Origin of the sequence: Thalassovita sp. (assembly GCF_034670005.1) — a bacterium.
In the GTDB taxonomy this organism is placed as follows: domain Bacteria; phylum Pseudomonadota; class Alphaproteobacteria; order Rhodobacterales; family Rhodobacteraceae; genus Thalassobius.
In genome coordinates this window covers 183,016-196,504 of the sequence record NZ_JAXMOH010000005.1, presented here as the reverse complement: position 1 = coordinate 196,504, position 13,489 = coordinate 183,016, and the positions used below count along the sequence as shown (strand labels likewise).

The following is a 13,489-nucleotide window of genomic DNA, read 5'->3' as shown; positions in this document are numbered from 1 at the left end:
CGTTTGGGCGCCAGTGTGCGGGCTTGGGCGGTTGAGGGCAAGGGGGTGTGAGGGGGCTGAAAGTCCACCCTACAACGCATTGAAGCTACGCCTCTATAAATGAATAGTCATCCGATAGATACATAAGTCGCGCATTTGGAAAAGTAGCCATCAACTCCTTAACCTCCGCTACTTTCTCAAGATCAAATCTTGTCCCCAAAACGATGTATCGCAGATCGCCAATATGGAATTGAACCTGCTCCGTTTCGGACTCCGGCTTCCATCCATGACCAGCAACAATCCGCCACTCAGCTTCGTACTGCCAGGCCATTGCCTTAGTAAACACGATCCGCTCACTTATTTCATCTGGATCGTTCTTACTACGGGCAGATAACTGCTCAATAAGAGGCTCCTCGTCCAATAGCGCTGGCCTTTTGTCCAAATAGCGAATTGGCTTTGCCGTTAGAAATAAGCTGTCAGCCTCTACTGTAGGCGTGAAGCCAACCGCAGCACCTTTGAGGTTATCCGCGTAGTTCCCCCACATCGGTGGTGAGTAACCGTCCGAAGAAAGACAAAGAATTTTAGACAGTTGAAAGTGTGCTTCAAATTCCGGTTCATACTTCTTCAAGAGATCCGGCAGATTATCCAAAGACTCCTCAAGGCCAAGTCTCAGTTCTGCAAACAACTGCTCCTTATCCGAATCTTCTGAAAACTTCGGGCGCATTGACTCAATTAGTGCCCCCATTGAACCGACAAGCGGAGTTTGGTCCTCACCAGAAATACTTGCGTACAGCTTCTCAAGCGCGCCGGATATGACTGCTTCTCGATCATATCCAGCGCTCAACTGAAGCTTGGCATCATACAAATCATTGAAGCGAGTTGGCCGCGAAAACCGCAAACTCTTGTTTCGTAAGATCGATAACAGCCCTGCTTCCGAAGTATACTTGAAGAGAACCTCCGGAAGTTCTGGATGGATATCGATCACTGATCCAGGAAGCTCCGCAGCTTCCGGCTCCGGCTGGGGTGCTTCAGCTTGCGCAGCGCCTTGGCCTCGATCTGACGGATCCGTTCGCGGGTCACGCTGAACTGCTGGCCGACTTCTTCCAGCGTGTGGTCGGTGTTCATGCCGATGCCGAACCGCATCCGCAGCACCCGTTCTTCGCGCGGGGTGAGCGAGGCCAGAACCCGGGTGGTGGTTTCCTTCAGGTTTTCCTGAATGGCGGAATCCAGCGGCAGAACCGCGTTCTTGTCTTCGATGAAATCGCCCAGCTGGCTGTCTTCTTCGTCGCCAATCGGGGTTTCCAGTGAAATCGGTTCCTTGGCGATCTTCATCACCTTGCGGACCTTTTCCAACGGCATCTGCAGCTTTTCGGCCAATTCTTCCGGCGTCGGTTCACGGCCGATTTCGTGCAGCATCTGGCGGCCGGTGCGGACCAGCTTGTTGATCGTTTCGATCATGTGGACCGGGATACGGATGGTGCGGGCCTGATCGGCGATCGAGCGGGTGATTGCCTGCCGGATCCACCATGTCGCGTAAGTCGAGAATTTATAGCCGCGGCGGTATTCGAATTTATCGACCGCTTTCATCAGGCCGATGTTGCCTTCCTGGATCAGGTCGAGGAATTGCAGCCCGCGGTTGGTGTATTTCTTGGCAATCGAGATCACCAGACGCAGATTGGCTTCGACCATTTCCTTCTTGGCCTGACGCGCCTCTTTTTCGCCCTTCTGGACCTGAGACACGATGCGGCGGAATTCCGAGATGTCGAGACCGACATATTGGCCAACCTGGGCCATGTCATTGCGCAGTTCTTCGACCTTGTCGGACGAGCGTTCAATGAACATTTGCCAGCCGCGCCCGGGCTTTTCCCCCATCCGTTCAAGCCAGGTCGGGTCGAGTTCGGAATTCCGGTAAGCCTCGACGAATTCGCGGCGGTTGATGCGCGCCTGATCAGCCAGTTTCACCATCGCGCTGTCAATCTGCATGATCCGGCGGTTGATGCCGTACAGCTGGTCGATCAACGCTTCGATCCGGTTGTTATGCAGATGCAGACCGTTCACCAGCTCGACAATTTCCGAGCGCAGTTTCTGATAGGTCGCTTCTTCCTGTGCGCTGAACGTGTCGTCTTCGTTCAGGGTGGCCGAAATCCGCAGGTCCTGCATTTCCGACAGGTGTTCGAAATCTTCGGCGATACGGTTCAGCGTGTCCAGCACCCGTTGTTTCAGCGCCGCTTCCATCGCAGCCAGCGACATGTTGGCCTGTTCGTCGTCATCATCGTCGTCATCATCGTCGCTGCGGATCGGGTTACCGTCGGCATCGAGTTCGGGCTGATCATCCTTGGCCGTTTTGGGCGCGGCGGCAACATTGGCCGCCTCGACGACGGGTTCGCTTTCGCCTTCTTCCTCCAGCGTGTTGCCGAAAGTGGTTTCCAGATCGATCACATCGCGCAGCAAAATGTCTTCGGACAGGAGTTCGTCGCGCCAGATGGTGATCGCCTGAAATGTCAGCGGGCTTTCGCACAACCCGAGGATCATCGTGTTGCGGCCTGCTTCGATCCGCTTGGCGATGGCGATTTCGCCTTCGCGGCTAAGCAGTTCGACCGATCCCATTTCGCGCAGATACATACGCACCGGGTCATCTGTCCGGTCAAGCTTTTCCGTGCCGCCGGAGGAGACAGCGAGTTCCCCCTTATTCGAGGACACGTCGACCACGGCGGTGGTTTTCTGTTCCTCGTCCTCGGCTTCTTCATCCTCGATGATGTTGATGCCCATTTCGGACAGCATCGACATCACGTCTTCGATCTGTTCCGAGGAGACCTGATCAGGCGGCAGCACCTGATTGAGCTGGTCGTAGGTGATGTAACCTTTTTCGCGCGCTTCGGCGATCATGCGTTTGACGGCGGTCTGGCTCATATCGAGCGAAACTTCGGCGTCCTGATCGTCTGGCTTGCGGTCTTCGGTATCTTTAGCGGCCATTTAGCTCTCCTGCACGGGCGGTCTGCGCGGATGTGTCGGGTGATTCGTTACCGCGAATCAATAGCGCGATTACCCGATTCGAAAACCCGTTTACCCGTATTTCTTTCCCAATTCTTCACCAAAACGGCTAACGCGGCCGTTTTGTGAAGCTGATTTGTCCCAAAACCCGGTCCAGCGCGTCGCGTTCGTCACGATTGATTCGGGCCCCGTTCTTGCCGATGTCATAGCGCGATTTGTCTTCCTGTTCGCTGCGCAAGGCGCGGTTTTTGGTTTCTGCGGCCTGATGCAGGCGCCATGTTACCGCTTCGTCCGCGACCCCTCCCAGTTCCTCTTCGGCTTCGGCGATTTCAGCGCTGAGGCCGCGTTCGGCCTGCAGCTTGGCGAATTCTTCCGTAACGGTCATCCGTGCGGTTTCGATATCGCCCGAACGCCGCACAGAGGGCGCAATCGCCACATGGGGCAGCGAATACAGATTTTCAAGAACCCCCGGGCCCAGCAGTTCGGGCAAGCGGGCTTCCAGATCGGCGATATCGTCGTGATGCGACAGGTCCAGCAGCCGATCGCGCAGCAGGGCGAAATCGGGATCAGCGCAATCGAGATGATCGATCTGATAATCGAATTCCGCGATCAGGTCGGGCTGTCGCACCAAGGTGGCGAGGATCACCGCTTCGCGCAGCCGGGTCTGCGCGGTATCCCCGGCAGACACCAGCATCGAAGATTTGGTGCCGGGATTGAAGGCGGGGCCGAAATCGCCCCGACGACCGCCGCGCCCCTGCCCCGGCTGGAACGGTTTTCCGGGCACGAAGGCCTTGCGCCGGTTCTGCCGGAAAAGGTCCCAGCGCAGATCCTTGATCGCCTGACCGTAATGAGCGCGGATCGACGGATCGCGGATCAGCTTGATCTTGTCACGCAATGCCTTGTCCAGCGTCGCCTTGCGTTCGGGGCTGTCGAAGTTCCGGCCTTCGGTTTCGCGCCGCCACAGTAAATCGACCATCGGGATGGCCGCATCCAGCAGGGTTTGCATTTTTACAGGCCCCTGTGCCCGGATCAGGTCGTCAGGGTCCAATCCTTCGGGCATCAGCGCAAAACGCAGCGATTTGCCGGCCTCCAGCAGCGGCAGAGCCAAGTCGATCACCCGCATCGCAGCCCGCAGCCCGGCGGTATCGCCATCCAGCGCGATGACCGGTTCCGGCCCGATCCGCCACAGCAATTGCAGCTGGCTTTCGGTAATCGCGGTCCCCAATGGCGCGACAGTGGCCCCGAAGCCCGCCTCGGACAGTGCGATCACATCCATGTAGCCTTCGGCCACGACCAAGGGTTTACCCTTGCCGGCCGCTTCGCGGGCGGGGCCCTGATTATACAGGCTGCGCCCCTTGTCGAAGAGTTCAGTTTCCGGCGAATTCAGGTATTTGGCATTATCATTGGGGTCCATCGCTCGACCACCAAAGGCAATGCAGCGGCCACGCGGATCGCGGATCGGGAACATGATCCGGTTGCGGAACGTGTCATAGGGTTTCTTGCCTTTGCTCGACGCCTTGGCCAGCCCGGCACCGAGGATCAGATCCTCGGCGACGCCCTTGCCGGACAGGTGATCCCACAAGCCCTGCCAGCCATCGGGGGCAAAGCCGATCTCGAACCTGTCCTGGGTTTCGGGTTTCAGTCCCCGCCGGTCGAGATAGGCGCGCGCCGCCTCGGCCCCGTTGCGTTTCAGCTGCAACCGGAAAAACTGTGCCGCCATTTCGGTGATTTCAGCCAGTTGGGTACGACGGTCGGATTTCTGCTGCGCCTGCGGATCGCGCTGCGGCATCGGCATCCCGGCTTCGCGGGCCAGAATCCCCACCGCTTCCATGAAATCGACGTTTTCAGTTTCGCGGATGAAGCTGATCGCGTCGCCCTTGGCCTGACAGCCGAAGCAGTAATAGAAGCCCTTGCGGTCATCGACGTGAAACGACGCGGATTTTTCCTGATGGAACGGGCACGGTGCCCACATGTCGCCCTTGCCCTGATTGGATTTGCGCGCGTCCCACATGACCTTGCGCCCCACCACCTGAGACAGGCTGATGCGGTTGCGCAATTCATCAAGGAAGCCGGGTGGGAGACTCATGCCGGGAACTATAGAGCGCGCCGCGCCACAAGAAAATGGGCCAGCGCGTCAACCGCGATGGAACAGCGTCACGCCTCTGATTTATTGGATGAATTCATTACAGGCGGTTTCGAACTGGACGATGGTTTCCGGCTCAAGCTGCTGTTTTGGCAGATTGTAGACCCAATCCACCAGCACATCCACGTTCTGTTCGTATTTGCTGCCCGCGATGGGGTCGGATTTCAGGATCAGCTTGCCTGCGCGTTTCTCGGACTTGTTGCGCGTGCGCAGATCGACCGCCTGCCGCACGATCCCGGCCTGAATGGCGCAGCGGTCCTGCCGTTGCTGTTTGGTTTCGGCAAGCGCAGGGGTGGCCAGAACGAGGGCAGCAAGACAAAGTAAACGGATCATAAAACACCTCTGGTTCAGTCGTCTTGTCCCTTGATGCCAGCAGATCCAGATCGCCGCAAGGAGAACGCGCCGCACCCGGCTGTCAACCAGGCAAGTCCGTAAGACTTTAACGATTCCGGCCAATTCCGGAAACAATCCATTTGGTTTTCTGGGCATTGCCCAAAACTGCGCAACACTATCCCAGCATAGCCTTTGCCGCGCCCAAATTTGGCCACGAATCCAAAGCACAACATTCAAAGCACTTAATGTGTCTGCCGGGGATCGGGACATCCTCCGGCGGGCCGGATGTAAAGGTGACATGATGGAACAGCGGATTTTTGACTGCTGCGGCTTTGGCCGTCAAGAAAACTTGGCCAAGAGACTTGACCGGCTCAGACGGTTTCGTCGGGATGAGGCCGGGTCGATGACGATGTTTGCGATCTTTGCATTCATCTGCATGTTGATGGTTGCCGGGATCGGCATTGACCTGATGCGCTATGAACGCGACCGCGCCAAGCTTCAGAACACGCTTGATCGTGCCGTTCTGGCCGCAGCCGACATGGACCAGACCGCGGATGCCAACTCTGTCGTCACCGACTATTTCACCAAGGCCGGAATCGCCGAATACCTAACAAATGTTTCGGTCGAAGAAGGGTTAGGATACAAATCGGTCAACGCCACGGCACAATCGCATCTGAGCACCAATTTCCTGTCGCTGGTAGGCATCAACGAATTGACCGCCCCCGCATCGGGTGGCGCCGCCGAAAGCATCGGCAGCGTGGAAATTTCGCTGGTTCTCGATGTCTCGGGTTCGATGGGCAGCAATTCGCGGCTTGCACGGCTGAAACCGGCTGCCATCGAATTCGTCGATGCTATTCTGGATGCGTCTTCTTCGGGGACTGCTTCGATTTCGATCATTCCCTACGCCATGCAGGTAAATGCGGGACGGTCGATTTTGGAGGAATACACCACGACCGCCGAACACGATTATTCCCATTGCGTCAATTTCAACGACGACCAGTTCAGCAGCAGCAGCGTGTCGCAGACCGAGATGCTGGAACTGACAGGGCATTTCGATGTCTGGCCACGGGTTTCGAGCCGGGACCAATACTGGGTCTGCCCGATCGCGGATTATGCGCAGATCCTGCCACTGTCCAACGACAAAAACCTGCTGCACGAACGTATCAACGCGCTGCAGGCCAAGGGCAACACGTCGATCGATATCGGGCTGAAATGGGGATCGCTGCTGCTGGACCCCAGCACCCGGCCGGTGGTCAATGCTTTGATCAACAAGAACGTGGTCGATGCCGACTTTACCGACCGTCCGGTCGCCTATGACGACGACACCACCCTCAAGATCATCGTGTTGATGACGGACGGTCAGAACACCGACCAATACATGCTGAATCCGTCGATGCGCGACGGTCTGTCAGATGTCTGGTACAAGCCGGTTACCGGCGACACCAATGGCAACGGCTACCGCGACACCGGCGAGTTCGACTTCGATAGCGAACACTATTCGGTTCAGCACAGCAACGGAAACAGCACCGAATACTGGTGGCCGAGCGCGAACAACTGGTACGGCGACTGGTACGATCACCCGTATGGCAACGGCAGCTATCAGCAATGCTCATATTGGAGCGGTTGCAATACGGTGGAAGAACCCGGCGATGCGGTTCAACTGACCTATCCCGAACTCTTCAACCAAGTGTCGCTGGCCTATAACGCCGATATCAACCATTCCTATCAGGGCAATCGGTGGTCGACCTGGTTTACCAATGCCTATTCCAAGAAAGACGCCTCCGCCAAGGATCAGCGTGCCAGACATGTCTGCAACGCGGCAAAGGACCAAGGCGTCGTGGTATTCACGATCGGTTTCGAGGCCCCCCGCCGCGGCCAGAGATTGCTGGAAAGATGTGCCAGCTCTGCCAGCCATCATTTCGACGTGAACGGGTTGGATATCAGTGACGCGTTCGAATCCATCGCCGCATCAATCAGTAAACTGAGGTTGACGCAATGAGTATGTTCAAACGTTTCCTTACCCGGTTCCGCCGCAGCGAAAGAGGCTCTGCCACGCTCGAGTTCGTGATCGTATTCCCGATCTTCGTGGTCCTGATGGGGTCATCGTGGGAACTGGGGTTGATCACCATGCGCACCACGATCATCGAACGGGCGACCGACCTGGTGGTACGCGATATCCGCCTTGGCACCGGATTGGCACCGCAGCATGACGAAATCAAGCAGGAGATCTGCGACTTGGCGTCGATCCTGAACGATTGCGAAAATAATTTGCGGCTGGAAATGATCCAGCTCGATCCGCGCAACTGGGTCGCGCCGCCGCAGGAAGCCGATTGCACCGATGCCTCGGAAGAAGTGTCGCCGGTGCGCACGTTCGAAAACGGTCAGGAAAACGAGCTGATGCTGCTCAGGGTCTGTTTCAAGGTCAACCCATTGTTCCCATCGGTCGGATTGGGCAAAAAGTTGGTGACGGATGGAGCGGGGCAATATGCCTTGGTGGCGTCTTCCGCCTTTGTTCAGGAGCCGATGTGATGCGGATTATGTGTAAAATCAAAGCCCTGCTGCGCCGCTTTGCCAAAGAAAGCGACGGCACGGTCGCGCTGGAAGCGGTAATCGTGGTGCCGTTCCTTTTCTGGGCGTTCCTGGCCAGCTATGTCTATTTCGACGCCTTCCGGCAGACCAGCGTCAATATCAAAGCCAATTTCACCGTTGGTGACCTGTTGTCGCGCGAAACGGCGGCGGTCGATGACGGCTATATCGACAGTATGCAATCGCTGTTCACGTTTCTGGCCAAGGGCAATTCATCGCCCCGCATCCGCATCACCGTGGCGATGTGGGACGAAGAAGAAGCCGCCTATTCATTGGATTGGTCCGAAGCGCGCGGTGGTGCGGTGGCGCTGACCGAAACCGAATTAAATACGATGACAGACCGGTTGCCTTCGTTGATCGACAATGAACGCATCATCGTGGTCGAATCCTGGAGCCACTTCACGCCGCTCTTCGAGGTCGGGCTGAATGAATCGGATATTTACCAGATGTCTTTCACCAGCCCGCGTTTCGCCCCGCAACTGGCCTGGAACCGGTACCCGGACAGTTGACCGGGGATCAGCCGTCCGACCGTTCCGAGATCATGACCTGAAGAATTTCGGCGATCGCTTTGGTTTGCCCGCCGGGCAGCACCCCGCCGATCCCGACCCGCCGGCCCATCCGCCACCAGATGCCGGGTTGCCAGCGCCGCCCGCGCGGCTGCGCCAGCAGCAGCATGAAGCCATGCGACGGCTTGAACGCAAAGGTGCCACGATTGACGCTAACGATATCCTCGACCCGGGCGATTTCGGTACCATCGCTATCACACAGGGCGCTTTCGGTCAGTTGCAGGCCGAGCCGGGTCGCGCCATGCATCTTGACCGCAAAGGCAATCATCGCCGCGCCGAGCAGGATCAGGACCACCTGAAGTCCCAGCGCCGAAGCGGACGGGATACTGAAGGCCAACGCGACCATCATCGCCCCCAGCAGCACCAGCAAACCGATCCCCGTCCAGCGCCGCAGAACTGATGCCTGTGCCGTGGCCAGAATTTTCTGTTGTCCCGAACCGTCCATTTCGCACCTCTTTGCCTGTTGCGCCGCTGATAGCCGGTCTGTCGTCGCAATGCGAGAGGCTTTGCGACACTCAGACCGAGACGGCCTTGCGCACCATGTCCCAATAGATGCCTTCAACCTCGTCCGCCGAAAGCCGGCCTTCGGCGCGATACCATGTGGTCACGCCGGTCAGCATGGCGATGACCGCCATGGTTTCGATCCGGCTATCAGTGATGGCAAACACACCTTCCTCTGCTCCCTGCCGCAGAATGGATTCCAGTTCGTTTTCATAACGGCGGCGCAGGGCCTCGACCGCGATGAAATTTTCCGGCGTCAGGTTGCGCAGTTCCATATAGGCGATGAACACCTCGTCCGAGCGGTCGAGGTGATAGCGGATATGGAACCGGGTAAACTCTTCAAGCTTTTCCAGCGCGGTGCCGGGGTGCCGGTGCGCGGCGCGCGCGGCTAGCAGATCATCCATGTGACGCCGCATCAGATCAGACAGCAACGATTGCTTATCGGGGGTGTAATTGTACAGCGCTCCGGCCTGCACGCCGACCTCCTTGGCGATCTGGCGCATCGATACGGCAGCATAGCCGTGGCGCGCGAAAAGCCGCATCGCCGCATCAAGCACGCGCGGACCGGTGATATCGGAATGGGAACCTGCTGTTCTGGCCATGCGGGGAATTTATATGAACATTCGTTCAAATCAAAGAGGCATCTGCCCGCCAATACCACCAACGACGAATCGCTATCTCTTGCCGCAAGACCGGTTCTGGTGCAAGAACGGGACAAGCCCTGCTGATGAGAGTTCGCCATGCGCGCGACCACCGCCCTGTTTATTGCCCTTTCCCTGACCGGCCTGACCGGCTGCGCCGATTTTCCCGATCTGGATGACCGGATTGAACCGGCGGCGCGACAGGCCGATTTTCCGGCGCTGTTGCCGCTGGAGCCGATTCTGGCGGCCAATGCACAGAGCGCTATCACCGAGGATACCGATGCCGCCCTGCAAGCCCGTGCCGGGGCGCTGCGCGCCCGCGCCGCCCGGTTGCGGCAGCTTGCGGTGGATTAAGGCGACGCTGCCGCGGACCGCCAATTGCCGCGTTGCGCCGGGCAGCAAGACCCGGTACATCGCCTGTCAAAGATCCGTAACAGTCAGGAGGGCCAGATGAGCCACCCCTTGCGCCTTGGCATTGCCGGGCTGGGCACCGTCGGTGTCGGCGTCGTGAAAATCGTCCGTCAACAGGCGGCTCTTCTGACAGCACGTACCGGTCGCGAGGTAACGATCAGCGCCATTTCGGCCCGGTCGCGGACCAAGGATCGCGGCGTCAACCTGTCGAACTATGGCTGGGAAGACGACCCTGTCGCGCTGGCCCAGCGTGACGATGTCGACGTCTATGTCGAATTGATGGGCGGCGAAGACGGCCCGGCGAAGGCCTCGATCGAGGCCGCTTTGGCCGCGGGTAAAGACGTGGTCACGGCCAACAAGGCGCTGCTGGCCCGTCACGGTCAGGCATTGGCAGAACAGGCCGAAGCGACGGGTCGGGTGATCCGCTATGAGGCCGCCGTGGCGGGCGGTATCCCGATCATCAAATCGTTGGCCGAGGGTTTGGCAGCGAACGAAATCAGCCGCGTCATGGGGGTGATGAACGGCACCTGCAACTACATCCTGACCCGGATGGAAGCCACCGGACAGGGCTACAACACCTTGTTCGATGAAGCCGCCAAGCTGGGCTATCTGGAAGCCGATCCCAATCTCGACGTGGGCGGGATTGATGCCGGGCACAAATTGGCAATCCTGTCCGCGCTGGCCTTCGGCACTCAGGTCGATTTCGACGGGGTCGAACTGGAAGGGATTCAGCGGATCAGCCTGGAAGATATCCGTCAGGCCGCCGATATGGGCTATCGCATCAAGCTGCTGGGCGTGGCGCAGCTAACCGGTCGCGGACTGGAACAGCGCATGTCGCCCTGCCTGGTGCCTGCCGACAGCCCGCTGGGCCAGTTGGAAGGCGGCACCAACATGGTGGTCGTCGAAGGCGACAGCGTCGGTCAGATCGTGTTGCGCGGCGCGGGCGCGGGCGAAGGCCCGACCGCCAGCGCGGTGATGGGCGATGTTTGCGATATAGCGCGCGGTGTGCGCTACCCGGTCTTTGGTCAGCCCGCCACAACCCTGAAACAGGCTACACGAGGCAAATCCACCCTGCCCGCGCCGTATTACCTGCGGATGGGGTTGAAGGACAAACCGGGGGCGCTGGCCAAGATCGCCTCGATTCTGGGCGAGGCAGGCGTGTCGATCAACCGGATGCGGCAATACGGCCATGTCGATGATAAGGCTCCGGTGCTGATCGTGACCCACAAAGCGACGCGGGCTGATGTCGACGCCGCGCTGGCCGCGATTGCCGAAACCGACGTGATGGCCGAAGCGCCGGTGGCGCTGCGGATCGAAAGCGTGTGATCCCCGCCTGGACCGTCACGACGGCGATTGTGGCGGGACGCCTCTGGCGGGAGTATTTTGGGAACAGCGAAAAGGCCAGGAGGCTTTTTGAAAACGGGTGAGCGGGCATATCTGGGGGTTGAGGGGTCGCTGACCGGGCGGCGCTGGATCGGACCGGGACCGGAGGTCGAGCGGATGGCTGAGGCGATGCGCCAGCAGACTGACCTGCCCAGCCCCCTGTGCCAGACACTGGCGCGGCGCGGCGTCGCCCCCGAGGCGGTTCCGGGGTTCCTCGACCCGCAGCTGCGCGACCTGCTGCCCGACCCACAGTCCCTGAAAGACATGGAAAAGGCCGCCGCGCGTTTCCTGCGTGCGGTGAAGACGCGCGAAAAGATTGCCATTTTCGCCGATTACGATGTCGATGGCGGGTCCTCTGCGGCGCTGCTGATCGACTGGTTGCGCCGGATGGGGCGGCAGGCGACGCTTTACGTGCCGGACCGGATCGACGAAGGCTACGGCCCCAACGAACCGGCGATGGCAGCACTGGCGCGCGATCACGATCTGATTATCTGCGTCGATTGTGGCACGCTGAGCTACGCTGCGATTGCAGCAGCCAGGGGCACCGATGTGGTGGTGTTGGACCACCATCTGGGTGGCGAAACCCTGCCCGATTGTCTGGCTGTGGTGAACCCCAATCGGCAGGACGAAACCGGCGACCTGGCGCATCTCTGTGCCGCCGCGGTGGTGTTTTTGATGCTGGTCGAGGCGAACCGGCAGATGCGCGGCGAGGGCGCGCAGGGCCCCGACCTGATGGCGATGCTGGATCTGGTCGCGCTGGCCACGGTGGCCGATGTGGCGCCTTTGATCGGGGTCAACCGGGCGCTGGTGCGGCAAGGGTTGAAGATCATGGCGCGACGGGCGCGGCCCGGGCTGGTGGCGCTGTCGGATGTAGGCCGGATAGATCAGGCCCCGACGTCCTATCATCTGGGCTTTGTACTGGGCCCGCGGGTCAATGCGGGGGGCCGGATCGGTGCCGCCGATCTGGGCGCGCGGCTGTTATCGACCGACAACCCTGCAGAGGCGCGGGCAATGGCTGAACGACTGGACGAGTTGAACAGCGAACGGCGCGAAATCGAAAACGCCGTGCGCGCGGCGGCGATCGAGCAGGCCGAAAACCGGGGACTGGACGCGCCGCTGGTCTGGGCGGCGGGTGAAGGGTGGCACCCCGGCGTGGTCGGTATCGTGGCCAGCCGGCTGAAAGAAATGACCAACCGCCCTGCCATCGTGATCGGGCTGGAGGGGGATGAGGGCAAGGGATCGGGCCGATCGATCAGCGGTGTCGATCTGGGGGCCAGTATTCAGCGGCTTGCAGCCGAGGGTCTGTTGATCAAAGGGGGCGGTCACAAGATGGCCGCCGGTCTGACCGTGGCCCGCGACAAGGTAGACGCCGCGATGACACGGCTGTCGGAATTGCTGGCCCGGCAGGGCGCGGGCGATGCCGGACCGGCGGATCTGAAACTGGACGGGATTTTGATGCCGGGCGCGGCGCAGGTCGAATTGGTCGAACAGATCGAAAAGGCCGGGCCGTTCGGGGCCAGCGCCCCTGCCCCGCGCTATGTATTTCCGGACGTTCAGATCAGTTTCGCCAAGCGGGTTGGCGAATCGCATCTCAAGCTCAGTTTCGGTGACGGGCTGGGCGCACGGATCGACGCGATTTGCTTCGGAGCTTTCGACGGGCCGCTGGGTCCGCGGTTGTCGGATCGCAGCGGCGCGCGGTTCCATCTGGCCGGGCGGCTGGAAATCAACAGCTGGGGCGGGCGGCAATCGGTTCAGCTGCGGCTGGAAGACGCCGCCGAGGCCACACAGCTCTGAGCGTCGAATTCCGCCACCACTGCGGCATTTTCCGCTTGCGGCGGCGGCGGGCTTTGCCTACATACCGCGCACGCGACAGGCATGTCCCGTTCGTCTATCGGTTAGGACGCCAGGTTTTCAACCTGGAAAGAGGGGTTCGATTCCCCTACGGGATGCCATTC

The 13,489-nt window shown here is 59.7% G+C and carries 12 protein-coding genes and 1 tRNA gene; 7 read left to right on the top strand and 6 right to left on the bottom strand.

What is annotated here, in order from left to right; all coding sequences use genetic code 11:
* Positions 1–85: 85 nt before the first annotated feature.
* The 4 genes from VOI23_RS11665 to VOI23_RS11650 all read right to left on the bottom strand — a co-directional run bounded on the left by VOI23_RS11665 (position 86) and on the right by VOI23_RS11650 (position 5,446).
* Positions 86–964 (bottom strand): DUF2971 domain-containing protein, encoded by an 879-nt coding sequence (locus VOI23_RS11665; RefSeq protein ID WP_323784980.1) that lies wholly within the window; start codon positions 962–964, stop codon positions 86–88.
* A complete protein-coding gene (gene rpoD, locus VOI23_RS11660; protein WP_323784979.1) occupies positions 961–2,952 on the bottom strand; it encodes an RNA polymerase sigma factor RpoD in 1,992 nt (663 codons plus the stop codon). The genes VOI23_RS11665 and rpoD overlap by 4 nt, the downstream gene beginning before the upstream one ends.
* Positions 2,953–3,079: 127 nt before the next feature.
* Positions 3,080–5,056 (bottom strand): DNA primase, encoded by a 1,977-nt coding sequence (dnaG, locus tag VOI23_RS11655; RefSeq protein WP_323784978.1) that lies wholly within the window; start codon positions 5,054–5,056, stop codon positions 3,080–3,082.
* Between the two features lie 81 nt (positions 5,057–5,137).
* On the bottom strand, positions 5,138–5,446 hold the full coding sequence (locus VOI23_RS11650; protein WP_323784977.1) for a hypothetical protein: 309 nt from the start codon (positions 5,444–5,446) through the stop codon (positions 5,138–5,140).
* Positions 5,447–5,849: 403 nt separating this feature from the next.
* Between VOI23_RS11650 and VOI23_RS11645 the strand changes: the two genes are divergently transcribed.
* Genes VOI23_RS11645 through VOI23_RS11635 form a run of 3 tightly spaced genes read left to right on the top strand, consistent with a single transcriptional unit; the run spans position 5,850 to position 8,541 of the window.
* Positions 5,850–7,445 (top strand): TadE/TadG family type IV pilus assembly protein, encoded by a 1,596-nt coding sequence (locus tag VOI23_RS11645; protein ID WP_323784976.1) that lies wholly within the window; start codon positions 5,850–5,852, stop codon positions 7,443–7,445.
* Positions 7,442–7,975 (top strand): TadE/TadG family type IV pilus assembly protein, encoded by a 534-nt coding sequence (locus VOI23_RS11640; RefSeq protein WP_323784974.1) that lies wholly within the window; start codon positions 7,442–7,444, stop codon positions 7,973–7,975. Before VOI23_RS11645 ends, VOI23_RS11640 begins: the two co-directional genes overlap by 4 nt.
* On the top strand, positions 7,975–8,541 hold the full coding sequence (locus VOI23_RS11635; protein ID WP_323784973.1) for a hypothetical protein: 567 nt from the start codon (positions 7,975–7,977) through the stop codon (positions 8,539–8,541). Before VOI23_RS11640 ends, VOI23_RS11635 begins: the two co-directional genes overlap by 1 nt.
* 7 nt (positions 8,542–8,548) lie before the next feature.
* Here the strand turns inward: VOI23_RS11635 and VOI23_RS11630 are convergent, their stop codons facing one another.
* On the bottom strand, positions 8,549–9,043 hold the full coding sequence (locus VOI23_RS11630; protein ID WP_323784972.1) for a hypothetical protein: 495 nt from the start codon (positions 9,041–9,043) through the stop codon (positions 8,549–8,551).
* 70 nt (positions 9,044–9,113) lie between these two features.
* Positions 9,114–9,701, bottom strand: a complete 588-nt coding sequence (locus VOI23_RS11625) for a TetR/AcrR family transcriptional regulator (protein ID WP_323784971.1) — start codon at positions 9,699–9,701, stop codon at positions 9,114–9,116.
* A 138-nt stretch (positions 9,702–9,839) separates the two neighbouring features.
* Here VOI23_RS11625 and VOI23_RS11620 point away from each other — a divergent pair, with 138 nt between their 5' ends.
* The 4 genes from VOI23_RS11620 to VOI23_RS11605 all read left to right on the top strand — a co-directional run bounded on the left by VOI23_RS11620 (position 9,840) and on the right by VOI23_RS11605 (position 13,486).
* Positions 9,840–10,094, top strand: coding sequence for a hypothetical protein (locus tag VOI23_RS11620; protein ID WP_323784970.1), 255 nt, complete (start codon positions 9,840–9,842; stop codon positions 10,092–10,094).
* Positions 10,095–10,190: 96 nt separating this feature from the next.
* Positions 10,191–11,477, top strand: coding sequence for a homoserine dehydrogenase (locus tag VOI23_RS11615; RefSeq protein WP_323784969.1), 1,287 nt, complete (start codon positions 10,191–10,193; stop codon positions 11,475–11,477).
* 87 nt (positions 11,478–11,564) lie between these two features.
* Positions 11,565–13,328, top strand: coding sequence for a single-stranded-DNA-specific exonuclease RecJ (gene recJ, locus VOI23_RS11610; protein ID WP_323784968.1), 1,764 nt, complete (start codon positions 11,565–11,567; stop codon positions 13,326–13,328).
* Positions 13,329–13,411: 83 nt separating this feature from the next.
* Positions 13,412–13,486, top strand: a tRNA-Glu gene (locus VOI23_RS11605).
* Positions 13,487–13,489: the final 3 nt, after the last annotated feature.